General features: G+C 35.3%; 20 protein-coding genes. 16 read left to right on the top strand and 4 right to left on the bottom strand.

Features of this window, described 5'->3' with window-relative positions:
• The first annotated feature begins 1 nt into the window (after position 1).
• The 8 genes from J2Y60_RS06060 (at position 2) to J2Y60_RS06025 (ending at position 10,498) form a co-directional block, all read left to right on the top strand.
• Positions 2-2,236: an FG-GAP-like repeat-containing protein gene (locus J2Y60_RS06060; RefSeq protein WP_309914804.1), complete on the top strand. Its 2,235-nt coding sequence runs from the start codon at positions 2-4 to the stop codon at positions 2,234-2,236.
• A 34-nt stretch (positions 2,237-2,270) separates the two neighbouring features.
• Entirely contained in the window at positions 2,271-3,497 is a 1,227-nt protein-coding gene (locus J2Y60_RS06055; protein WP_309914801.1) for an MFS transporter, read from the top strand.
• Positions 3,498-3,568: 71 nt separating this feature from the next.
• On the top strand, positions 3,569-4,114 hold the full coding sequence (locus J2Y60_RS06050; protein WP_309914798.1) for a peroxidase-related enzyme: 546 nt from the start codon (positions 3,569-3,571) through the stop codon (positions 4,112-4,114).
• A gap of 3 nt (positions 4,115-4,117) precedes the next feature.
• Positions 4,118-4,663 carry a peroxidase-related enzyme gene (locus J2Y60_RS06045; RefSeq protein ID WP_309914796.1) on the top strand — a complete coding sequence of 182 codons (546 nt, stop codon included), beginning with the start codon at positions 4,118-4,120 and terminating at the stop codon, positions 4,661-4,663.
• 530 nt (positions 4,664-5,193) lie between these two features.
• On the top strand, positions 5,194-6,339 hold the full coding sequence (locus tag J2Y60_RS06040; protein ID WP_309914793.1) for a DUF3179 domain-containing (seleno)protein: 1,146 nt from the start codon (positions 5,194-5,196) through the stop codon (positions 6,337-6,339).
• A 364-nt stretch (positions 6,340-6,703) separates the two neighbouring features.
• Entirely contained in the window at positions 6,704-7,618 is a 915-nt protein-coding gene (locus tag J2Y60_RS06035) for a transporter (protein ID WP_309914791.1), read from the top strand.
• A 66-nt stretch (positions 7,619-7,684) separates the two neighbouring features.
• On the top strand, positions 7,685-9,187 hold the full coding sequence (locus tag J2Y60_RS06030) for a phosphatase PAP2 family protein (protein ID WP_309914788.1): 1,503 nt from the start codon (positions 7,685-7,687) through the stop codon (positions 9,185-9,187).
• Positions 9,188-9,331: 144 nt separating this feature from the next.
• Positions 9,332-10,498, top strand: coding sequence for a hypothetical protein (locus J2Y60_RS06025; RefSeq protein WP_309914786.1), 1,167 nt, complete (start codon positions 9,332-9,334; stop codon positions 10,496-10,498).
• 237 nt (positions 10,499-10,735) lie between these two features.
• Here the strand turns inward: J2Y60_RS06025 and J2Y60_RS06020 are convergent, their stop codons facing one another.
• Positions 10,736-11,308: an ADP-ribosyltransferase gene (locus tag J2Y60_RS06020; protein WP_309914783.1), complete on the bottom strand. Its 573-nt coding sequence runs from the start codon at positions 11,306-11,308 to the stop codon at positions 10,736-10,738.
• A 143-nt stretch (positions 11,309-11,451) separates the two neighbouring features.
• Positions 11,452-11,898 carry a hypothetical protein gene (locus tag J2Y60_RS06015; RefSeq protein WP_309914780.1) on the bottom strand — a complete coding sequence of 149 codons (447 nt, stop codon included), beginning with the start codon at positions 11,896-11,898 and terminating at the stop codon, positions 11,452-11,454.
• 19 nt (positions 11,899-11,917) lie between these two features.
• Between J2Y60_RS06015 and J2Y60_RS06010 the strand changes: the two genes are divergently transcribed.
• A complete protein-coding gene (locus J2Y60_RS06010) occupies positions 11,918-13,441 on the top strand; it encodes a hypothetical protein (RefSeq protein WP_309914777.1) in 1,524 nt (507 codons plus the stop codon).
• Between the two features lie 142 nt (positions 13,442-13,583).
• Here the strand turns inward: J2Y60_RS06010 and J2Y60_RS06005 are convergent, their stop codons facing one another.
• Entirely contained in the window at positions 13,584-13,817 is a 234-nt protein-coding gene (locus J2Y60_RS06005) for a hypothetical protein (RefSeq protein ID WP_309914774.1), read from the bottom strand.
• 343 nt (positions 13,818-14,160) lie between these two features.
• On the opposite strand from J2Y60_RS06005, the gene J2Y60_RS06000 reads away from it, so the two are divergent.
• From J2Y60_RS06000 to J2Y60_RS05970, 7 genes are all read left to right on the top strand, one after another.
• On the top strand, positions 14,161-19,698 hold the full coding sequence (locus J2Y60_RS06000) for an alpha-2-macroglobulin (RefSeq protein ID WP_309914771.1): 5,538 nt from the start codon (positions 14,161-14,163) through the stop codon (positions 19,696-19,698).
• Between the two features lie 271 nt (positions 19,699-19,969).
• A complete protein-coding gene (locus J2Y60_RS05995) occupies positions 19,970-20,407 on the top strand; it encodes an FKBP-type peptidyl-prolyl cis-trans isomerase (protein ID WP_309914768.1) in 438 nt (145 codons plus the stop codon).
• 396 nt (positions 20,408-20,803) lie between these two features.
• Positions 20,804-21,118 (top strand): hypothetical protein, encoded by a 315-nt coding sequence (locus tag J2Y60_RS05990; RefSeq protein WP_309914765.1) that lies wholly within the window; start codon positions 20,804-20,806, stop codon positions 21,116-21,118.
• A 157-nt stretch (positions 21,119-21,275) separates the two neighbouring features.
• A complete protein-coding gene (locus J2Y60_RS05985; protein ID WP_309914762.1) occupies positions 21,276-22,607 on the top strand; it encodes a DUF4419 domain-containing protein in 1,332 nt (443 codons plus the stop codon).
• A 169-nt stretch (positions 22,608-22,776) separates the two neighbouring features.
• Positions 22,777-23,610 (top strand): dienelactone hydrolase family protein, encoded by an 834-nt coding sequence (locus J2Y60_RS05980; protein WP_309914758.1) that lies wholly within the window; start codon positions 22,777-22,779, stop codon positions 23,608-23,610.
• 258 nt (positions 23,611-23,868) lie between these two features.
• Entirely contained in the window at positions 23,869-24,063 is a 195-nt protein-coding gene (locus J2Y60_RS05975) for a hypothetical protein (protein WP_309914755.1), read from the top strand.
• A 101-nt stretch (positions 24,064-24,164) separates the two neighbouring features.
• Complete coding sequence (locus J2Y60_RS05970; RefSeq protein ID WP_309914752.1) at positions 24,165-25,067, top strand: AraC family transcriptional regulator; 903 nt, start codon at positions 24,165-24,167, stop codon at positions 25,065-25,067.
• Here J2Y60_RS05970 and J2Y60_RS05965 read toward each other — a convergent pair.
• Positions 25,054-25,782, bottom strand: a complete 729-nt coding sequence (locus J2Y60_RS05965) for an RDD family protein (protein ID WP_309914749.1) — start codon at positions 25,780-25,782, stop codon at positions 25,054-25,056. The genes J2Y60_RS05970 and J2Y60_RS05965 overlap by 14 nt on opposite strands.
• Between the last annotated feature and the right edge of the window lie 142 nt (positions 25,783-25,924).

Genomic DNA, 25,924 nt, shown 5'->3' with positions numbered 1-25,924 from the left:
TATGAACTCTAAATTTTTAAAATACTCTTGCCTATGTCTGGCTTTATTCATTGGACAATCCTGTGGGTTGGTTTCAAATTCAAATGACCAAATGGTAAAACATTTAGCGGCTACCTATGATAAATTTTATGTAGGTGAAAACTCATTTTGCCCTGAGGCTGAATTTGCCTTTTTTGATTCTGTCTCAAGAAAAAGTACTGATATAGGTATGAGAATGCGTGCAAATTTTTTTAGAGCAAATGGTTTTCTAAAACTTGGAAAGGAGGAAGAAGCCATAAAAGCTTTTGAACAAATATTGGAAAAAACAGACGCTGAACACAGACATTTCGCTGATGTGATGAAAAGCTATGCTATTTCATATTTAAGAATGGGCGAACGTCAAAACTGTATTACCAATCATTCAGCAGAGTCTTGTATTATGCCTATTAAGGACAACGGAGTACATCAGAACAAAACAGGTTCACAAAAAGCCATTGAAATATATGAAAAACTACTTCAACAAAATCCAGAAGATTATGAATCGAGATGGTTATTAAATATTGCTTATATGACTCTTGGTGAATATCCCGCACAGGTTCCTAGCCAGTGGCTTATTCCAAATCTTGATAAAGACAATTCGGGCTATGAGATTAAACCATTCACAGATGTTGCACCTAATATAGGCCTTAATAAGCGAAATATGGCTGGAGGGGTGATAGTGGATGACTTTAATAATGACGGATACTTAGATATTATTACATCTGACTGGGGACTAACAGGTGCGATGCACTACTTTAGAAATGATACTAAAGGTAGTTTTACTGATTGCTCAGTTATTTCAGATCTAGGGCGTTTTAAAGGTGGTTTGAATATGATTCAGGCTGACTACAACAACGATGGTTTTGTTGATATTTTCGTGTTTAGAGGTGCTTGGATGGGAAAATTTGGTAAACAAGCCAATTCATTACTTAGAAATAATGGTGATAATACTTTTACCGACGTTACTGTTCAAAGTGGTCTTTTTTCAGAACACCCTACACAAACAGGCGTATGGAGAGATTTCAATAATGATGGTTGGTTAGATTTATTCATTGGTAATGAACACGGCGGACTTGAGGAATACAATCCTTGTGAATTATTTATCAGTAATAAAAATGGCACTTTTACAGAAGTCGCTTCTCAGGCAAATTGCCTGATTACAGATTTTATAAAAGGCGTTAGTGCTGCCGACTATGATAATGACGGTTTACAAGATATCGTTCTTTCTGGCATTCAAGGGAAAAGAACATTGCTCAGAAACAAAGGAATAAACAATAATATTCCTCAGTTTGAAAATGTCACTGAAAAAGCAGGATTAGCAGATGTACATGTAAGTACCTTCCCGACGTGGTTTTGGGATTATGACAATGACGGTTGGCAAGACATCTTTGTTTGTGGCTATCAATTTGATAAATCTCTTGCCTATTCAGCGGCAACGGAAGCCTTGGGGATGCCGAACCAAGCCAGTAAAATGTATTTATACCACAACAATCATGATGGCACATTTACTAATGTGTTTAAGCAAGCAGGTTTAAATAAATCTGTTTTCGCAATGGGCGCAAACTTCGGAGACATTGATAATGACGGCTACCTAGATATGTATTTAGGAACGGGAAACCCTGATTATAAATCGCTGGTTCCTAATCGTCTTTTTAGAAATATGGGTGATGGCACATTTGCAGATGTAACTGTAAGTGGCAGAGTGGGCAATCTTCAAAAAGGACACGGAGTGGCTTTTACAGACTTTGACAATGATGGCGACAGTGATATTTTTATTGAAGTAGGGGGTGCTTATGTCGGCGATTCTTATAATAATTCTCTTTATCTCAATCCCGGTCAAAATAATAACCGCTGGATTAATATCCGATTAGAAGGTGAGGAAACCAATCGCTCGGCAATAGGTACACGCCTAAAAATTAGCTTTAGAGAAAAAGGCGTAAAAAGAGTCATTCACAGAGATGTCAATTCGGGTGGAAGTTTTGGTGCATCACCCCTGAGAAGAGATATTGGTATTGGACAAAGTGACCTAATAGATGAAGTAGAAATCACTTGGGCTAGTACTGGCAAGAAACAGGTTTTTAAAAATATTAAACCCAACCAGTTTATTCAGATAAAAGAAGGCAGTAATGTTATTACGAAAATTAATCTTAAGAAAACGCCTTTCTCAAATCAGTATAATACCATTCCTGTTTGTGATTCAAAAACGATGAACCTTTAATGGTAGTATTAACAAAACCCTTTTAACTATTCAGATGGCAATTGCAATAACTAACCCTAAAACACAGTCACGTAACACTTTAGCCTTTGGGCTTTGTATGCTTTGTTACCTCTTGGGTGGCACAGTAGCAACATTAATATCTGTTAATTTACCTGTTGCCATTCCAGAATTATTAGGTAAAACGCCTACGGCAGATGAATTAGGGAAAATAGGCGCTTATTTAAATGCCTCGTTTATATTTGGCTGGATGTTCGGAGGCTTAACATTAGGCGTTGTTAGTGATAAAGTAGGTCGAATCAAAACCTTAGGTTTTTCAGCAGGCATTTATGGATTGTTTACTTTAATGACTGTTTTTGTAGGCAATTGGGAAAGTCTTTTGGTATATCGTTTCTTTACAGGCTTAGGAGTAGGCGGTGTGTTGTTGCTTACTACTGTCTATATTTCAGAAATTTGGGATGCTGATACTCGTCCAGTAGCATTAGGGATTTTAGCGGTCTCTTTTCCCATTGGTATCGTACTTACAGGAGGCTTGAATGTGGTTTTTAATAACTGGCGTCAATCCTTTTGGTTAGGTATTATTCCTATTTCACTGTCTTTTATCATTATATCTTTCTTACCAGAATCTTCCTCTTGGCAATCAGAAGAGAGCAACAAAAACCAACATAAAGAAAGTATTTTCTCTGAAACCAATGGTCCTAAGTTACTCATCGGCTCATTGATTTTTGGTGCGGTCTTAATTGGGCTATGGGCTATTTTCTCTTGGTTGCCTACATGGGTTCAAAGTTTATTAATCGGCACTTCTTCAGACGGGCAAAAGGAACGTGGTCTCATCATGATGCTTTTGGGCATTGGTGGTATTGTCGGCGGGATGATTTCTGGATTGTTAATCAAAAAATTGGGCTCTAGCAATACCCTGATACTTACTTTCTCGGGGTGTTTTTTGGCTTGCTTACTGTTGTTTACAACAAATGCCCACTTTTCTCCCATTATTTATCTTGAAACGGCTTTGCTTTCTTTATTCTTTGGGATAAGCCAAGGTTCATTATCAAGTTATATTCCTGCTCTTTTTTCAACAACAATTCGTGCCACCGCTACAGGTTTCTGTTTTAATATTGGCAGGTTTTTCACTGCTACAGCCGTATTTTTTGTAGGAAGTTTAGTAACAGCCTTTGGTGGCATTGGAAATGCCCTCCTCGCTTTTTCGATTACTTTCCTCATTGCTTTAACTGTAGTATATTTTAGTAAAGAGACTAAAGCATAAATCTTTTGTGATGGAGCATCATTAACTATTGTAAAATCTAACTCATAATTTATCCAATTATTAATCACGTTATGCCACATATTCAGCTTCCAGAAAATGTTCCGGGTATTAGAAGTCTAGTAATGTATCGTCCCGATACAGGGAAACCCCTCTATCAATTAGCACAAATCTTATTGCGAGAAGACTCTCCATTAAGCCCAGCAGAAAGAGAATTGATTGCTACGTATGTTTCTAATAAAAATACCTGTACTTTTTGTTCATGTAGTCATGCCGCAGCAGCAAGATATTTATATCAAGACGAAGCAAATACGGTCGATTTGGTATTGGAAGACTATCAAAATGCACCAATTTCGGATAAAATAAAAGCATTGTTAACAATAGCAGGAAAAGTACAAGCTGATGCTAGAACCGTCAGTGAAGAAGATATACAGTTGGCACGTTCAGCGGGAGCAAATGACCGAGACATTCATGATACAGTTTTAATCGCAGCCACTTTTTGTATGTTTAATCGCTATGTAGATGGACTAGCTACGCTTACCCCTACTGATTCAACAGTTTATGCGCAAATGGGCGAGCGCATGGGAACTTTAGGATATGTTTTACCTACAAAATCTTAAGATATGGCACATATTACCTTAACCGAAGAATTACCGGGAATACGTGGCTTAATGGCTTTCAGACCCTTCACTGCTAGTCCCCTAAATGCCTTGGCAGAAACCTTACTCAGAACAGATGAAGGATTGACCAAAGGAGAACGAGAACTAATTGCCACTTTTGTATCATCATTAAACGATTGCTTTTTCTGTCAGAATATTCATGGAGCAGTAGCCCAGTATTACGCCACTGATAATACATTGGTTGACAAAGTAAAAGCTGATTATCTTACTGCTCCTATCTCGGATAAATTAAAGGCATTACTAAGTATTGCTAAAAGTGTTCAGCAAGGTGGTAAACATGTGAGCCTCGCCCAAGTTGAAACAGCTCGTGAGTTGGGTGCTACGGATATTGAGATTCATGATACTGTTTTAATAAGTGCGGCTTTTTGCATGTTTAATCGTTATGTGGATGGCTTAGGTACTTTTGCACCAAATGCTCCAGAGATGTATCAGGCAAGGGCTAAAAAAATAGCAGAGGAAACTGGGTATGCCAATTCTTCTCCTAGCTAGAAGTACTCAATTATTATCAAACCCCTAAAATTTCCATTAAAATGGAAATTTTAGGGGTTTGATTTTTTAGTGACTTTCAAAAACATAATCGATGTAACGCTATCAAATGATTGAATTTAAACATTTTACTACATTGTAAAGCTTTAAAAAAGCTCAAAAAGCCTAATAATAGACATAAATATTAAAAAATATTTAATTGAGTGGAAAATTTTTCCACTTATTTGGAATTTATTAAAAATACTCCTTATATTTGTCGTATCAATAAAGTCAAAATAATTATAAAATAATTTACTTTTTTGTTTTTCTCTAAACTAAAGACATTCACATATTAGAATTGGGCATATTACAAACTTTACACGTTTTTTGACGTGTAAAGTTTTACAAAACTCAATCTAATTCAAGATACTAAGTATTTATAAATGGTTAATATTTCAAACTCTACATATCAACTTGATACGTAGAGTTTTTACTTAAATGGCTTATCAAACATATTCAAGATAAAACACTAACCCTCATAGACACAAATTGTAATGAAAAAGCTCTTCTATTTAGGCATTTTAGGTCTTATTATTTTTGAAATATTGAATGTCTATTTCATTATGCCAATGCCGGGTAGTCAGCAAATGCGAAGCATCGATATCGCTTATTTTTTATATTCATGGCGATGGATATTCAGAATATGCTTTGGACTAATGATAAGTATTAGTATTGCATCAGCATTTAAATCTTCAAAATGGTTGCCTATCGCCAGTATTTTAATAGCCGCTGGAGTATGCTATGCCTTTAATTTCAAAATGGCTGCCGATGCGATGTTTGCACAGACTGAGCACCTGAGTATGAAATCTGTCAATGAAAATAAAATTAAAACAGATAGGGTAATTATCGGTGTAGCATTGAATGGCGAGGCCAAAGCTTATCCTATCTCATTGATTACATACCATCACCAAGTGCGTGATACGCTTGGTGGCAAACCTATCATGGTTACTTATTGCTCTGTTTGTAGAACTGGACGAGTTTTTGAGCCTACCGTTAATGGAAAACCAGAAACATTCAGATTAGTGGGCATGGATCATTTCAATGCCATGTTTGAAGACAAAACGACCAAAAGTTGGTGGCGTCAAGCCAATGGTGAAGCCATTACTGGGCCGCTAAAAGGCACAATGTTACCCGAACTAGCTGCTCAACAAGTGTCATTAGATACTTGGCTAAAAATGTATCCAAATAGCAAAATCATGCAACCCGATTTGCGCTATAAAGAAGAGTATGATAGTACAGCCAAATATGAATCTGGGAAATCAAGAAAAAAACTTACTGGTACTGATTCATTATCATGGAAAAACAAATCATGGGTAGTGGGCATTCAAGTAGCCAATGAAAGTAAAGCTTTTGATTGGAATCGTTTAAAGAAGGAACGGATTATCCAAACTACTATCGCACAACAACCTATCGTATTGGTGTTAGCTAAAGACGACAAGAGCTTCTTTGCATTTAAGGTACCAGCAAATAGTCCAAAATTTACGGTAAAGAACGACACATTGATACTTGACAAAGCACATTTTAATTTAAAAGGAGAATATTTAGACAAAGGACAAGGAAGCCCTCTTACTAAAGTTAATGCTTATCAGGAGTTTTGGCATAGTTGGAAGACATTCCATCCTGATACGCAACAATATTAGTATGCTTTATCGTACAAACTTTATTACATGTGGAAAATAGTTCTACCCTTCTTTAAAAAACTTCAATTGAGTATTCTCTAACACAACTATCTTACCTCTTAACACCCCATTTTTCCATAATTATGGAAAAATAAAATTTCCACTCCTTCTATTTTTTGTCAAAAATCTTTTTAATCCTATTAATTACCTTAAAAAATGAACTGTACTATACAATACTAGTAATAAGCTTATTTTTATTTATACTTTTTTGATACAAATATTTATTTTCTATAAAGAATCAATATTTTTCTATTTACTTGGAATTAACTATACTATTCCATAATTTTGGAATGACTTCCAATTTTAAAGAATCTAATCATTACAAATGAAGAAACATTTACTAACGCTTACTTGTCTTTGCTACTTGCTTTTTTCTCCTAAAATCAGTTTCTCACAAACTACTCAGGATGGCCTAATGATGGCTAAAAAAGAGCTATGCTTGGTGCTTAATTACGACAAAGAATCCTGGAATAAATACTGGGAAGGCGACAGACTGCGTGATAACCAAAATATTGGCACCCTCACTACCCGTTCAGCATCTTTTATGGCTGCCTATGGGATTAATGAAAAACTAAACGTGTTTGCCGTATTACCTTACATCGAAAACGAAGCTTCAGCAGGTACAATGACCGGCTTGAAAGGAGTACAAGATTTAAGCATTGCAGCAAAATATAAGTTTTATACTTATAAAAAACTACGTTTTTATGGCGTAATCGGTGCTTCTGTACCTGTCACAGATTATGTGCCAGACTTTTTACCATTCTCTATTGGACTTCATTCCAAAACGGCTTCTGCTCGTCTTATCATTCATCAATTATTACCTTATGGCTTTCATATAACGGCTCAAGGGGGATACATTGCTAGAAGTAAAACGAATGTTGATAGAACTAATTATTATACTGGTAATGAGATTGAATATAGCCACGAAATGGCTGTACCAGACCAAGTAAGTACTTCACTAAGAGTCGGTATCAACAAAAAGGCTGTATTAGCAGAAGCTTTTATAGACAATATTCGGGCAACAACGGGAACAGACATTCGTCGTTATGACATGCCTTTACCAGCCAATAAAATGGACTGGACACGTATTGGTCTTTTTGTTACTTGGCATACGCCAATCAAACACTTTTCAGTAAATGGTCATTTCTCACATGTTGTCGCAGGACGAAATGTAGGAAAAGTAGAAGCTTCGTATGGTGCACAGCTACAATATATTGTAGACTTCAAGAAAAAGAAATAGTCTATCTAATAGTTAAATAGAGGCTCATTTTTAATCATTACGATTTGATAATTATCTCCTAAAATCATGAAATTAAGAATTTTATCCATATTTTTTATAAGCTTTATTGCTTTGTCATGCTCAAAAGAAGTTGAACGAACTTCCTTAAAACCATTAGTGCCAACCAGTAATGAGCCTAATGCAGGCAATTGGAAAATGTATATTGGTCAGCCAACAGATTACACCATTCCAGTTCCACAAGAAACTAGTTCAGCTGAGTACAAGGCAGAATTAGCTGAAACACAAAAAATATCAGCTAATCTTACGGCTGCCCAAAAAAGTGCTTTAACCTATTGGCAAGTAGGTTCAGTAGGCCGTTGGAACGAAATCGCTCGTGAACTTATCGCTCGATACAATTTAGCACCAGAACCAAACGACAACGGTACTTATTCAGCACCCAATTCTGCTAAGCCAGATACGTTGCCCTACTTCCCTTTTGCCAATCCTCCTTACGCATCTAGGGCTTACGCTTTAATTAGTGTTGCTCAATACGATGCTCTTGTGGCAACTTGGGCTTATAAGTTTAAGTATAACAGAAAAAATGATGCTGATAATTTGCCTGATTACCCTTCTGAAGAAGCAGTTATTGCGGCAGCTTCAAGTAGAGTATTGAAGTTTTTATTCCCAGGTAGTTATCCAACCCAATTAATTGACAATAAATACGAAGAAGGCCGTCAAGTAGGTATTTGGGCAGGTAAAAATGTAAAAAGTGATATTGATGCCGCTGATATTTTAGGTAAGGCTGTGGCTGATAAAATTATTGCTTATGCCAAAGGAGACGGCACAGGAACAGCTGGTGGAAATTTAACCATTCAAGCACAGTTAGCCGATGCAGCTGTAGCAAGGGGACTTAAAACGGCTTGGAAAAGCTTAGATATTCCTGCTCGTCCGGGTATGTTAATGAAATTTGGGGAAGTAAAAACTTGGAATTTCGATAAAGCTACTCGAGATGCTATTCGTCCTGCTGCTCCTCCAGCATTAGATTCTGACGCTTTCAAGAAAGATTTAGCAGAAGTAAAATATTACTCAGAAAACATTACCCGCAAACAATGGTCTATTGTACAATTCTGGGCTGATGGATTAGGAACTTCGACACCTCCAGGACACTGGAATCAAATAGCACTGGACTTATTAAGAGATGCTAGTTTTTCCGAAATCAGAATGGCTAGGACTTTGGCTTTAATGAATACTGCTATTCATGATGCAGGTGTTTGTTGCTGGGATACTAAATATTATTATTTCTATCCAAGACCAAACCAAGTTGACCCAAGTATAAAAACAGCGACAGGAACACCCAACTTCCCTAGTTTTACTTCAGGTCATGCCACCTTCTCGGCAGCAGCAGCTACGGTGCTTTCTTATATATTCCCTAATCAACAAAGCAGTTTAGAGGCAATGGCAAAAGAAGCATCAGAATCAAGAATTTATGGCGCTATTCACTATCGTTTCGATAGCGAGGTAGGCTTGGCTTGCGGAAAGAAAATTGGTGACTATGCTGTAGCCCGTGGAAAAACAGACGGCGGAAATTAATGATGAGTTGTGAGTTAGTGAATTGTGGATGAATAACTTATACAATATACGCTTATTCATCATATTGATTCTTTTGAAACAGACAATTCACTAATTCACAACTGAATAATAACATTCTTCTATTTTATCCAAAAAACAAACACTATGAAAAAAACTTTACTTTCTCTAGCTATTGCTAGTTCAACTTTGCTCATTCACGAACAAGCTAATGCTCAAGGTTGTGTAGCTGTCCGCCAAATGGGTGGTATCACTGCCATGTCGGCATCATCCTCTTATAATCTTTCAAAAGGTGAATTTCAAGTAGGGGCAAACTATCGTTATTTCCACTCTTGGCGTCACTTTGTTGGTACAGAAGAACAACCTCAACGCCAAACATTAGGCAACGCAGTTAATATCTATCAACATGCTGTTGACTTCAACGTTTCTTATGGACTTTCTAGCAGATTACAATTAAACGCTACTATTCCTTTTGTAAACTCTGAACGTTCGCAGACTTTAACGTTGACAGCTGATGCGGCAAGTAAAAAATTGACTCGCTACAGCGTAAGTGCAGGTGGTTTGGCTGACATCCGTTTCGGTGCAAACTATTGGTTAATCAAACCAGAAAATGCTCATAAAGGAAATATCATGATTGGTGCTGGTATTAAACTAGCTACAGGAAGTTATACTGCCACTGATGACGCTTTGCAAACTGATGGCACCAAAAAGAGTGCAGTAATGGACCAAGCAATCCAACCTGGGGATGGAGGAGTAGGATTTTCTCTTGAATTCCAAGGGTTCAGACAAATTCACAGAAATATCTATGGTTTTGCGAATGCTTATTATTTATTCAGTCCACAAGAATCAAATGGTACATTCAAATCTGCTCCAAAAGCTGGTTTAGAAGGCTATAACGTATATGCTTCACCAGACCAATATTTTGCTCGTGCTGGTTTTATGGCAGCAGTTGGTAAAAACCAAAACTTTGCATTCTCTTTAGCTGGTAGATTTGAAGGTATTCCTGCTTACGATGTCTTTGGTGGACAGGTAGCCTATCGTCGTCCGGGATATGTAGTTGCAGTTGAGCCAGGTGTTACTTACCGCAAAGGTCAGCATACTTTTAGCTTGTTTGTTCCTTACAACTTTATCAAAAATCGTATTCAAAGTGCCGCGGATATTGCTGATCAGAATTTACAAAATTCTAAAATCACTGATCCTACAAAATATGTTCATGTACAAGGAGATGCAGCTTTTGCAGATTATTCAATCAGCTTAGGATATTCATACAGAATTGCCAAAAAAGCTAAAGTTCCAACTTGGAAAGTAAACTAATTTTTAACCTTTAAAATATTTAACTTGATTACAAGAGATTATTCTTTAGGGAATAGTCTCTTTTTTTATGACTATCAAGTAGGTCGAGTTTTCAACTCAACTAAAATTTATTGGGGGACAAAGCTTATACTTTTCTTTATTCTAATATCCATATCAAAGCTAAAACACTTTATTATTATATATTTATTTTTCCAATGATAATATATAATTGGTTTTGTGGGTTGGCTATGAAACCATTTATGGAAAAGATATTAATGGTGACTTACCAAATTTATAATCATATGTACTAATCACTATTTTCCTGATTTTATCAATATCATGTCCTTTCCATCCAGCAATTTCTTTTATTACTTTTTTGTCAGTAATATATGAATCTTCATAAACTTTAAATTCATTTTGCCTACCTAATAAAATCTCGTGCTCTCCTTTACTATTTTCTTCATTTGCTTCCAAATCAGTAAATTTAATTCCTTTTGAGCAGTATATCATTAAAAAAACGGCTCCAATACTTTCATTGAAAAAGCTTTTGATTCCACTTGCTTTTGTTGAAGTAGATAAATATTCTGGATTTACATATATTCCCTCATTAATAAAGGGAATAACATCTCTTTCTACAGTAGCCCTAAATAACAGACAATCATTATTAAATTCGCTTTTATCAATAATACTGTCTAAAAGTTTAACCTCATCCATATAATTTATTATATCCCCAAATCGTAATTGTTCATTTAATTTAAAGGAAAGGTCATCATTTTTGTATGAATTGTAAATTCTTTTTTCTTCTTCTGTTAACCGACTATATATATTCATGTCTTGATTGTTAATTATTATATTTATGAATGGCTGTTCTAATAGCCAGTCAGCCTAAATTTATTTTCAAAGCCCAAAGGTGTGAAATAAGTAATATAACAAATTGTGGTGGTTTGTAAATTACAATATATGAGGTTTTAGTATCACTGTTCTTTCAATATAAATGGATGAATCCTTCTATATTGTTTTATTATGTTTCTAAACTTACCACTTTGTATTTTTGTACAAATTTCTTCTAGTAAAGAATCGTTTTTCAACAACCAATCATACTTTTTTATTTGCTCCAGTCTGAACTCCATTAAAAAGTCATTTTCAATCTGTAGTTCATTTTTAATTAGTTCATTCATTACATCAGATGTTTTAGATTGAAATAAAGTTAACGAATCGTCAAGTGGAAGCAAAAAGGGAAGGATTGCAGAAATTATACTCTTATAAACTAAAATTAATTGAAATGTTTCATCTTCTCGTAGTAAAATAATCACATAGCTCACTTGAATAAAAAGCACTTGCCCATCTTCCAATTTAAGGGGATTTGTTTTGGCTTCGTAAAACCTTACAGAATTACCTGTTTTCTTTTTTATACTTAACATAGTTGTTTTATTTATAAATATGAAAAAACTTCCCAAACCAATTTATAATTTTAGGCATTATCAAAATTTATTGTGTGAATTGCGTTATTCACGTATTTTTGGTAGTCTTCAACCTGTTTATGCCATGTCCAAAACTTTTCTATATCGTTTTACCCTAATTGTTTTTGGATGTTTATTGTCAATAAATTCTTGGTGTATATTTTTGGTTTGGGCAGATTATCCCGATGGTCGGCTATATAGAATTGATATTGAAAAGAAGCTTTTACAACAGGAAAAAGCGATAGGACAGTGGCAAGACATTGCTGAAATTACATTTACAGGCATTAACATAAACGACTTCCCTACTAATGCAAGGGTTATCAGTATTGAAATTCCTGACAAAAAGACAGAACGTTATCTTTTGATTGATTGTACCAATCAAGTGTATCATTTTGATTTCAAATATTTATCCTTAAAAAGGCTAGACAATACATTTTTCCGAGGATATAATTGTTTGAGTACTCGTTTTCTACGAAAAGATAGCCTATATAGCTTTGGAGGTTATGGCTTTTGGCAAACCAATAATATTCAAACCTATTTTAAAAAAGCCAGTGCCGAATGGGAAAGCTTATATCCCGAAAATCCTGCTCCAGTAGCTATCAATCATGGTTTAAATGCCTATATCGCAAATCAAGACTATTTCTTTTCTGCTTATAATAGCCTACACAGAGATTCAAAAAATCATGGAAGAAGTGAATATGAGAAAGAAGCTTTTCAATATTCTTTCAGCAAAAAAGAGTGGATAACTTTAGGTAAAGTTACCCATCCGAAAATTTCAGAATTACTTATTCCGAATGACAAAACACCTATTATATGGACGGGTAAATATTTCTTGCTAGAATACAAAGAAGATGCGATGCTAAAATTATTGTTGATTAATCCCGTTGAAAATAGGGTTTTATTATGGCAAGACCATCAAAAAATATTGGGGTCACAAATTGCTAAAACAGTAGAAGAAGACCCATTTTCAATGTATAGTTGGCATGACACACTTTATTTCTTCAATGAAAGTAACCTTGCCAAAATGGCAAATGTTCGACATAAAATTGCTATTAATACTTTAGAAAAAGAGTCAATTGCAGATGGAAAACTTTATAGAAACTTTGATGGCTTTTGGATATTTGTTTTTGTTTCTATGCTGGTACTATTGATAAGTTTTGGGATGTGGAAAAAGAGAAAGACTGTGAATTTTTCAATGACTCAACCAATAGATAAAAATATAAGTAACTTCACTGAACAAGAAAAAATAGTTTTAAAAGTACTAAAAGAACATTTTACTACGAATGGTGTTGACAGTAACCTAATGAATGAATTATTAGTTATAGAGGATAAATTACCCGAAAATCAAAGAAAAATCAGAAACGAATTTATCAAGCAATTTAATCAGAAGCTTATCACACTTTATCATGTAAAAGAGGCTATAATTAGAACTCCTTCTGTTGATGATAAACGCTTTTACTATTATCAATTATCAGAAGAAGTTTTCAATAAAATACCATACTAACCCATCCTGTAGTGATTACATATCGGTAGCACATAAAATAGCGATTGATTCTCAAGTTCCGTATCAACTTTATATTCCATTCCTACGAAACTGTGTTTAGCATTTATTTAAATTTTCTACCGATATTACAAATATTGTTCCATTACATATAATCTTTTAAATCGTCCAGTGGCGCATTAAAATCATCTGGAATAGAATAGCCTTTGCTTGCTAAGCTACCAAGTTTAATACCCTTTTTCTTAATTACTTCTTCACCTTTAGTTGTTTCTATTTCTTCCAAAAACATTACTAAAACTTTTGTTCTCTTTTTGGTTGGAGGGGCTTCTTGTAAGGTTAACTGCCCATTTTCAAAAACTCCATTGATGGCTGTATACATAGTAAAGCTATTTTAAGGGTTAAACCTATATTTTATGTTATCACCAATAGTTTGTTAAATAATCATTCCTTTATCAAAAATGACAATTAAAAAGATTCTTTCAAAGTTTTTAATTTGAATTTCTCATATCCAACTCAATCTCAATCCAAACATTTAAGACCATCTATTCAAAACATATAATGATAAAGATATAATTATCCACAGCATTCAGCCGTTTACTAATTTTCAATGAAGATTTATTGGTAAAAAATTGATAATCAATTAAACTTTGCTGAACTTCTCTCAGATTTTCACAAACCCATTTAATTCTGTTTTACGATTTTCTAAATCGGCTCGACGCTCTATGAAAACCTCTTTTTATCGCCCAAAATCGGGCATCTACTTCCTTTTTCTTAGCTTTTTTTCCTTATTATCTTGTTCAAAATTTGGGGATGTCACTATCCAGAGCATGAATTTTGAAGATGAAGTACAACTTACCCAAAACCTTGTTTTTACATTTAGTAAAGATTTAGTCAAAGAAGCTGATTTAAATACTTGGTCTTCTGAACCACTGATTGAGTTTTCACCAAAAGTGGAAGGGAAATTTAAGTGGACTGCCACTAACGAATTGGTATTTTCGCCTGCTGTAGGTTTTGAAGCTGCAACCGATTATTCGGCTGTGGTGAGCAAAGGTATTTTAGCCAAAGCTGAGAAAGATTTAGGGCTAGATGCAGATAAAATAAAGTTTCATACGCCTTATTTAAAAATAGAAAATGTAGAGTCGTTTTGGACAAAATCAAGAGAGGATGGTCTGCCAACTGCGATGTTGAAAGTTAATTTCAACTATCCTGTTAATCCCCAAGAATTAGCAAAATCATTGACGGTGACGGATGAGAATGATAAAAATCAAGATTTTCAAATTACCCAGTCTGGAGCTATTGCAAGTGTTTTAGTAAAATTAAAAAATCAAGCAGAAGCCAGCGGAAAGTCTTTTAAAGTGACGATTGACAAAGGGCTTTCAATGCCAAATTCTACCTTTGAAACGTCGGAGGAGTTGACGTTGGAAACTACTTTGCCAGACTTAAAAACATTAGAAATCATCGATATTCAACATGGTTTTGAGAATAACCAAGGTTATGTAAAAGTAATCACTAACCAAAGTGTATCTGCGGAGCATCTGCAAGAGATGTATTCTATCGAAACTGATGGCGGTGAAAAACAACAAGTAGCAGTGGAGGAAGCCGTTATTGAGTACGACTCTACGGGTAACCCTATCGAAACGCAAACTACTGTAAAAGCCCCACAAAAGAATAATCCAACCCTAAGTACCAAGGTTGAAACAATAGAAAATGGGTTTATCATCCGTGGTGATTTTAATGAAAGTGATAATTATGTACTGACCATTAAACAAACTATCAAAGGTATCCTTGGTGCTAGCCTGTCGGATGAATATACTAAAGATTTGTACTTCGGTAAAATGCCTGCTTCAATAGGCTTTACCAATTCAAAAGCCATTTATTTATCCTCAAAAGGAAATAAAAATATAGCCGTAAACATCGTAAATACCCCCAAAGTAAATGTAAGGATAGCAAAGGTTTATGAAAATAACATTTTGCATTTTATGAAGTATGGTCGTTACCAAAACTATCAGGATTATAACGAAGAAACAGGCGAATATAAAGCAGGGTCATATATGTACGACATGGATGAATCAGGTCAATATTCTGATGTAATTGTTAACAAGACCATAGAGACCTCTAATCTTGCCAAAGTAAAAGGTGTCAGTGCGTTGAATTTATCCTTGCCTGAGCAAAATAATATCAAGGGGATTTACTTAGTAAATCTTAATTCTAACGATGAGTATTATAACAATGCTACTAAGCTTGTCAGTATTTCGGACATTGGTTTAATCATGAAAACTTCTGAAAATGAAGTGGTAGTATTTGCCAATGCTATCAAAACGGCTGAGCCCATGCGTGATGTAGAAATCAAATTGATTTCGAGCAATAATCAAACGATTCAAACCGCAAAAACGGACTCAAAAGGCATTGTTACTTTTAAGGATTTAAAGGCTTCAGGTTTTAAAGTAGCGATGATTTCTGCCCATACCGCAGACGATTTTAATTATTTATTAATGGATGGTTCGGAAGTAGAGACCTCTCGTTTTGATGTAGAAGGCAAACGTGATAACGTTTCTGGCTTTGAGGCCTTTGTATATGGCGACCGTGATATTTATCGCCCGGGGGAAACCATCAATATGAATACCATTATTCGTAAACAAAATTGGGAATCTGTGGGAGAAATTCCTGTAAAAATCAGGTTACTCCTTCCTAATGGTCGAGAATATAAAACCTTTAAAAAACAAACAAATAGTCAGGGAGCGGTTGAGTTATCCATACCAACTAGCACCTCCGCCATTACGGGTACTTATGTGCTAGAAGTAATGAATGCCAATGATGTATTATTGGCTTCCCGCAATATTTCTATTGAGGAATTTATGCCTGATAGAATCAAAGTGGATGTGAAGTCTGCCAAGGAATTTTATCGTAATGGTGAAACCATCCAAATTTCAGCTACTGCGTTGAATTTATTTGGCCCGCCTGCTTCGGATAGAAATTATGAAATGCAGTTTAAGCTGAAAAGAAAACGCTTTGAGGCAAAAGCCTTTAAAGATTATGTATTCGATATTCAAGACAATACTAATTTCGAGGACATAACTCGTGAAGGTGTGACCGACGCTAGGGGTATGGCTAACGAAAACTTTCAAATTCCTGTTACTTATAGCAATATGGGTGTATTGGAGTCTAAAACATTTGTAACTGTTTTTGATGAAACAGGTCGCCCCGTAAATCGCTTGAAGAAATTAGATGTCTTTACACAAGCTGTTTTCTATGGCATTGGAATGCCCGACACCTATGTAAGCACCAATGTTCCTGTACAAATTCCGTTAGTAGCTTTGAACAAAGACGGAAAACCTACTACAGCAAAAGGTAAAATAGAAATTGTGCGTTTTGAATACCAAACTGTTATTCAGAAAAATGCCGATAATACCTTGAAATACTCGTCTAAAAAGCAGACAAAGGTGGTATATTCAAGAGCTTTGTCATTTGACAATGGCAAAACAAGCATTGCTTATGCCCCGCCTGTTTCGGGAGAATACGAAGTAAGGGTACATAGCGAAGGCGCAAAATCTTGGACAGCTCAAAGCTTCTATGCTTACGGATTTGGCTCTACCGAAAACAGTTCTTTTGAAGTAAATAACGAAGGACAGGTTGTGATGGAGTTCGACAAAGAGAAGTATAATGTCGGCGACCAAGCTAAGGTACTTTTTAAAACACCTTTTGCGGGTAAATTGATTGTTACGGTTGAACGAAATCACGTGTTAGAAAACTTTGTGATTGAAACCGATAAAAAATCGGCTGAATTAAGTTTTACTATTCGCAAAGAACATTTACCTAACGTATATGTTTCCGCTACGCTGATTCGTCCGTTAGATAATTCTAACCTACCTCTCACGGTAGCACATGGTTATGCTCCTGTAATGGTAGAAGATACCGACAATCAATTACCGATTGAGATTGTAGCTGTGGAAAAATCTCGTTCTAAAACCAAACAGAAAGTAACCATTAAAACCAAAGCCAATACGGAGGTAACGATTGCGGTAGTAGACGAAGGTATTTTGCAGTTGAAGAACTTTAAAACACCAGACCCATATAACCATTTTTATCAAAAACAGGCTTTGGAAGTAAATAGCTTTGATTTGTATCCTTTCCTTTTTCCAGAATTATCGATTGCAGGAAGCTCATCTGTCGGTGGTGATGGGTATGATTTAGAAAAAAGAGTAAATCCATTAATTAATGGTAGGGTAAAATTGGTAGCGATATGGTCGGGCATTGTGAAAACTGGCTTTAGCGGAGAAACTACTTTTGAATTTGATATTCCACAGTTCTCTGGCGATTTGCGAATTATGGCGATTGGCTATAAAGACGAAGCGTTCGGTTCTGCTACCAAAAACATGAAAGTAGCCGACCCACTGGTAGTAAGCACAGCTTTGCCAAGATTTGTTTCGCCTAATGATGAAATCCAAGTACCCGTAAATGTCACCAATACTACTAAACAAAATGCTTCAGTAAGTGCTAGTGTTACATTGTCAGGTGGTTTAAGTGTTGTAGGAAGCAAGGTGCAAACTTTGGTGATTCCTGCTGAAAGAGAAGGTAGGGCATATTTCACGGTGAAAGCTGGAGCAATGACGGGCAATGCAGTGGTAAATGTTACAGTAAACGGCTTGAAAGAAAAGTTTACAGAGAAAATAGATTTAACCATTCGTCCTACTACTTCTTTGATGAAAACTGCTACTTCGGGTGTTGTTAATGGTGGAGGAACGGCTACGGTAAGCTTAGATAATGACTATTTACCAAACAGTCTAAGTACCGAAATTACGCTTAGCAAATCGCCAATGGTACAGTTTACTAATCAGTTTCAAAACCTGTTGGATTACCCTTTTGGTTGCGTAGAACAAACAACGGCTTCGGCTTTCCCACAATTGTATTTTGCGGATTTAGTTAAACAGATTCAATCGGGTAAAAAACCTTATTTAAAAACAGGGGATAATCAGTTGAATCCTCGCTATAATGTAGAAGCGGCTATCAGAAAACTAGAAACCATGCAGTTGCCTAGCGGTGGTATGTCGTACTGGCAAGGTGGCGACCGTGAGTCTTGGTGGGGTTCTGCCTTTGCGATGCACTTCTTATTAGAGGCACAAAAGAATGATTTTGAGGTAAATAATGCTACGTTAGGCAAACTGATTGAATACCTAAACAATCAATCAAACACCAAGAAAACCGATACTGAACATATTTATCAGGGTAGTGGCTATACTTCAAAAGTAATTGCTAGCCGAGAAACGATTTACAGTTTGTATGTGTTGGCTTTGGCGGGTAAACCTAATCGTTCCGTGATGAACTATTATAAGGCTAATCCAAATGTGTTAACTATCGATGAAAAGTACTTATTGGCCTCCGCTTATAGTTTGATAGGCGATGTGAGAAGTTATTCGACTATTCTACCAAAAAGTTACGTTTTTGAACAAACAGAAAAACAATCTGGCGGAAGTTTTAGCTCACCAATTCGTAATCAGGCCTTGGTTTTAAATACATTGATTGATACTGACCCGAATAATATTCAAATTCCGACATTGGCAAGACAGCTCTCAATGGTATTAAAGCAAGAACGTTGGCTAACTACGCAAGAGCAATCTTTTGCCTTTTTAGCTTTGGGCAAATTAGCCAAAAAAGCCAATGCTAGTAACATTACAGCTTCGTTGACGAGTAATGGAAAAATAGTTGGTAATTTTGCTAGTAAGGATTTGTTGATAAAAAATATCGCTAATCAATCTATTATTCGTACCCAAGGCAAAGGTAGTTTGTATTACTTTGCCCAAGCTGAAGGATTAAGTGCGTCAGGAAAATATGAGGAGATTGACAATGTATTGAAGGTTAGAAAGCAATTTTATAGTCGTTCGGGACAGCCTTTGGGTGAAGCAAAGTTCAAACAAAATCAGTTGATTGTGGTTAAAATTACGTTATCCACAATGAATGGACTAAATGTGGATAACGTTGTAGTGACGGATATGTTACCAGCAGGGTTGGAAATTGAAAACCCAAGATTGAATGCCGACCGAGAGTTGACTTGGATAAAAGACCAAAGTACGCCAGAGCATTTTGACATTAGAGATGATAGAATTAATTTCTTTACTACCGTAGCTGACAAACCACAAACTTTCTATTATTTGGTAAGAGCGGTTTCAAAAGGTAAATTCCAAATGGGGCCAGTTTCAGCCGATGCTATGTATCGTGGCGAATATAGAAGTTATTCGGGTGGTGGCATTGCAGTGGTGGAATAAAGCTGTGAGTTTGGGGAATCTTTGATAGTATTTACTTTTACCCGCAGATTATCGCAGAAAAATTCCGCAGATAGTGGAGATATTATCCGAAAAGTATCGGCGAAAATCAGCGGATTAAATCTCCGAAATCAGCGGGTAAATTTTTCCTGCAAAGATTGAAGAAATATAATCACTCATTCACAATTCACTCAATCAACATTAAATTTGAACCAAATAGGATTCTAAAAACGTTTTAATACAAAAATTAATATACATTAAATAATCAAAAACAATGAGTTTTTCAGATACTCGACAAGCACACATGAGTGAAATCTTAGCGAACGAAATTGCCAAAGGACAAGTATTTTTGGCAGAAAATAGAAAAAGACCAGAAGTTATTGAAACTGAAAGTGGTTTACAATACGAAATATTAGTACAAGGTGATGGCCCAAAACCAAGTGGTCCAAGAAGTAAAGTATTGACGCATTATCATGGAACTACTATCGATGGGAAAGTATTTGATAGCAGTGTTTTGCGTAATGAGCCTATCAGCTTTGGCTTAAACCAAGTAATTACAGGCTGGACAGAAGGTTTACAATTAATGCCTACTGGCAGTAAATATAAATTCTTTTTACCTCATCATTTAGCCTATGGCGAACGCGGAGCGGGCAGAGATATTCCAGGAGGAGCTACTTTGATATTTGAAGTGGAATTGTTGAAAACTAACTAAGAGATTGTTAGATATTATTAGTACTAAAAGGGTGACTTTCGTCGCCCTTTTTTTGATTCAGTATTTACACACTCTATTGATCGAAATAATGTTTCATGAAGGAACAGAACATCCTTATTGAATAAGTGACCTGCCAATGAACCCTCGAACCGTGGTATTTGATTTGACAGGTAAAAGATTAAGAAAATTGCCCCTATAAGCGGCTTTTGAGAAGACCTAAATTACGCTCATTATAAGTATTAATGCATATCTTTTCAGATGATTAACACCTATAAACAACACCTCATACACCCAATATACTTCAGCATAAAATGCTTTAATAAGTATATTTATCTATTATATCACTTTTAATAAGTTTGAGTCTAACATTTTTAATAATTATATCCCATTAATTCTATGAAGAAGTATTATTGGACAGGAATCTGCAACGAAAATCGCAATACTGGAATAAGTATAATACAAGAATGTATTAATAAATATGGTTTTATTACCGATTATAAGTTTTTTTCAGATATATCTATGAGTATGTTTATAGAAATAAATGAAAGTTTAATCAATACCCTATACGCTGATTTATCAAAAACAATAATTATCATAGACCACATCGAAGCCAATTCTGATGCTACCATTGAGTGCCTCATTTTATTCAACATTACTTTCAGTAAAGGAACAGGTAATATGAAGGTTGAAATCCCTGCTGTTCCAGGGTAGTCATATCTCAACATTGCACTTCTTCCTCTATATTTTTATACAATAGTTACTGAGTTTTGTATTTAAAAATAAAAGCAATACTTTAGATATTATTTATTATTAGTACCCTCCTCTATATAATTTTAGCTTATTCTAACTTGTATCTATATCATTTAACATGAAAAAACTAATCACCACCGTCTTAGCGTTAGCTAGCTTCACGTCGTTTTGCCAAACACAGAATACTTTTGAGATTGAAACGCTTACCAAACCTGAGAAATTTCTGTACCAAACCTCTTCAAAAGATGTTTTTAAATTTCTAAAAGCAGACATTGAAAAGAATTCACAGCTTCCAGATAGTATAGTTACCTTTGGAGAACATCCATTCTTGACAGGGATTTTAACGGCTTATAAAGAGCATAGACCTTTTGTGATTTCACCAGATATTATGTGGTTACTGATTAGTCAAGGTTTTGCCAGACACATCTCTAACAATTCAGAGACATTCAGAAAAGATATTGTAGCTTTTAAGAACAAAAAAAATCTTAATATTATTTCAAACGATATTCAAATCGGAAATCCTAATAGTAACTGGGAAGCTGTTTTTCCACAATTCACTAGTCAAATTAATGATTATACTGGCAACAAACTAACCAGTGTACTCACAGCAGACTTTACTACTACTACCCCAACAACTAGAATTGTTAGTGAAATTACAGTGATGGAAACCGTTAAAGACTACTTTAATTATAAAGTAGTCTTGATAGGTTGTGGTATCCCAAAAATTACCATTGAAGGAACAGTTGAAGATTGGCAAAAAGTGCTTGATAAGACGAAATATATCGCTAAATACAATCTGACTTGGTGGACATCAGAACTAGAACCTGTATTAAAGCAAATCATTGAAACTAAAAAAGGGAATTTCAAAAAAGACTTCTGGATGAATATGGTAAAAGCCCATACTGAAAAAAAGTATGGCTCGCCTACAACCATCGACGGATGGATTGTTAAGTTTTTCCCTTATACCAAAGAAGGTAAAAAACGAGAGTTAAAGCCAATTGCAAAAATCAACGATTTGGCATCTGAATTGGTAAAAGTACCTTTTGTATTAGAAGATGTTCAACACAAAAAGAGTTATAAAATGGAGTTTTGGGCTGGTTTTGTAGGATTATCTCAAAACAAAGATGATTATACGTTAAAGCCCGAAATTGCTTGGGCTATCAATAATAAAAACACTTTCGACCCAAAGAAATCTGAGTTTAGATATCAAAAAGACATCGACGATTTATCAATCAGTAATATCGAAACTATTCCGAATGATATTTATTCATTACAGAAAATAGACTATTTACATTTATCATTTTTGAATAAAGTGCACATCCCTGATGAATTAGCCAAAATCACTATTGATAACCTTGAGCTAAAAGGACAAATATCCTCAGAAGAAGAGCAAAGAATTAGAAAATTATTACCTAATACAAAATTGAAGATAAATGGGGAAATGAGGTAATTGTTCAGAAGATAGACTTTCTCTCATTTAAAATTATCATTAAGCCTAAACCATCTTCTCTTTTTATCCGTTAATTAGATATTGTAATTGTTCATGATTGATTTCCCCCAATGATGAACTGGTTAAACCAAAACAAATACTCCGTCGGGGATTGGAGGTATCTATTTCAATGAAAAAACTATTCTTTACATTGGCATTATCGATGCTAACCTATATGGGTTTCTCTCAGAGTTGTTGCTCCTTGGCTAAAGATGACATGCAATTAATGGCATCTACAAAAGAGTTTCAGGCCGCTCACCTTTCGCCACTTCCTTATACGCACGTAAGTACGGTTGGTGGTAAAATGATTGAATTCAAAACGCCAGATGGCAAAACGGCTAATGCTTATTTAATTAAATCTGTTAAACCTTCAAACAAGTATTTATTTGTCTATCAAGAGTGGTGGGGTTTGAACGATTATATCAAAAAACAAGCTGAAGTGTTTTATGGCGATTTGAAAGATGTAACCGTTATTGCAATTGATATGTACGATGGCAAAATAGCGACTGACCCTAAAGATGCAGGTGCTTTGATGGCAGGTGCTGACCCTGCGCGTTTACAATCTATCATGAAAGGTGCTTTAGCCTATGTAGGACCAAAAGCTAAAATTGCTTCAATAGGATGGTGTTTTGGTGGTGGCTTATCTCTACAATCTGCTATCATCGAAGGTAAGCAAGCTGTGGGCTGTGTAATGTATTATGGCATGCCTGAAAAAAATGTAGAAAAATTAAAAACATTGCAATGTGATGTACTTGGTCTTTTTGCAGGAAGAGAGCAATGGATTTCAAAAGCTGTAGTAGAGCAATTTGAAAAAGATATGGCTACTGCTGGCAAATCTATCAAAGTAAAATCTTTTGATGCAGAACACGCTTTTGCAAATCCGTCAAATCCTAAATTTGATAGAGAAGCCTCAGAAGAAGCTTATTCACTAGCGATTAATTATTTGAAAGGGAAGTTGAAATAAGGCTATGAGCAGTGAGCTATGAGCTATGAGCGTTTTAGATTTGGCTATATTTCAGCGTTAATCTGCAGTTTAAAATCTCTGAAAATCTGCGGGTAAATATCCCATCCTTAAAATATCAGATTTTTTAATCCTCTATTTTTAGTACCGCAATATTAAATTTACGGTTGAAATAGTAAAAAGCCATAGCAACATACAGATTGTTATGGCTTTTTCGTTGAAATATAGTAAGTTTAAACTCCATTAAATCATAAAGAATTTATGAAAAAATTAATTCTTTTTACCGTTCTCCTGTCTTGTGTACAAGTTGAGAGTGAAGCCTTTGCTAGCAATGCTGTAAAAACAAGTATTTCGGAAAGCAAGTCAGACGCTGCTTTTAAAACAAAACGCCGTCGTAAAAAAGGTTTTCTTTGGGGTTTGTTCAAGAAAAAAGACTGTGGATGTCCGAAGCATTAATCATTTATCAATTTGATTGATTTTTTATGGTTTTTTAGTAAAATATGTGCATTTTTACCTTAAAACTTTGGTTTTCAATCAATTCGATAAAATTACAATAAATGAAGGCGTCTTTAGAACAGTTGAGAGATTCATCGAACAGCTCGATTTTTTTTAAACAAATTAGTTATTCTTATTTTGATGCTCCTTTTCATTTTCATCCAGAATTTGAACTGACGCTGATTGAAAAAAGTGAAGGAAAACGCTTTGTAGGAACAAATGTAGCTGATTTTCAGGCGGGTGACTTGATTTTACTGGGTCCAAATATTCCTCATTGTTGGAAAAACGAAGGTATTGGCATAGAAGGCTCTTCACAGGCAATAGTAGTACAGTTTAAGGAGGAAGTGTGGGGCGATATGTTTTTTAAAAACCAAGAGACAGAACCCATCAGAATATTGCTAGAAAAAGCCAAACAAGGTATTCAGATTACAGGAAAAACAAGAGACCGCATTGCGAAGGAAATGGTTTTTCTATTGAATGTCCCTCCTTTTCAAAGAATGCTTGGTCTGCTAGATTTATTGAATACCATAGCCATTTCTAATGATTTAAAGCTGATTGAAAGTGAGCCTAAACAATTTGAAATGTCGGCAGTTGACTTAGACAGAATCAATAAAATTTATGCTTATGTGATTGAAAACTATACCCAAGAGCTCCATTTAGAAACTGCCGCACATTTAGCCAGCATGACCGAAACGGCGTTTTGTAGGTATTTCAAGAAAATCACTAAAAAAACATTCCTTGATTTAGTAACTGAATATCGGATAAAACATGCCTGTAATTTATTAGCCAATACCGAAAAACAAGTAGCAGAAGTATGTTTTGAAAGTGGCTTCGGAAACATCTCTCACTTTAATAAACAGTTCAAACAAATTACCAATCAAAGTCCCTTGGGTTATAGAAAAGTATTTTTAGCGAAAGCAGCATTTATCAGAAGTGAAAGATGGATAAAGGCTAGTCCTCAATAGTAGTCAGATACGTATGGTCTTCAAGTACTTTTTTCAGAAACTGAAAGTCGTCTAAATCAGACTCCACAGCCATCACTTCTTTTACTTTTTCAGTAGCTTCTTCTATCAATTCCTGATTGTGCTCTCCTTTTCTTAATACTGCTCTCAACGTTGTAATATCATTGTCAGATAAAAGACTAGCCTGAGGAAACATTACCTGATAGTTCTCCTTAAAGCTTTCCTGACGAAGTTGTTTTAAACTAACGGCTTGTTTTAATTTCACAACCGCAGTTCCTGCGGCTATATCACCGATTCTTTGTCCTTTGCCATTCGCCGCAGCGGTAATAAGCGCCACGATAGAGCCAAAAAGAACAGTATCAACTAATCTAAATAGCCAACGCATCAAATAAGCGCCTAAGGTTGGTTGAGTGCCATCAAGGTTGATAACCCTAATTTTCATCGCTCTTTTGCCTATGCTTTGCCCATTCATAAATACTTCGAAAAGCAAATCATAAAACATAAGAGGTAACCATAAGAATAAAACCATAAACACAACGCCTAAAATATCATTATTATCAAACGACATACTTAACCCTGAAAACAATAATATACATACAATGCCCCAAGCGATGAAGATAAGCCAGTCGATGATATGAGCCACAATGCGGTCGCCAAGGCTAGCAGGTATGAAATCTAAAGTAACATTCTGAGTGGTTTGAATTCGTATTTTACTCATTTTTAAATTTGTAGGGCTAAGGTATATGATATATTTGCCTAAAATAAGAAAAGTTTTTGATGCAAAAAAGTTTGTAGCATGGCAACATTCAGAAAGTTTTGTAACTTTCAGAAAGTTAGCAGAGAGAAGTATTTCAAATAAA

Source organism: Arcicella sp. BE140, from assembly GCF_031456255.1.
Lineage (GTDB): Bacteria > Bacteroidota > Bacteroidia > Cytophagales > Spirosomataceae > Arcicella > Arcicella aquatica.
The sequence above is the reverse complement of the archived record's forward strand: the minus strand, read 5'-3'. Positions and strand labels throughout refer to the sequence as shown.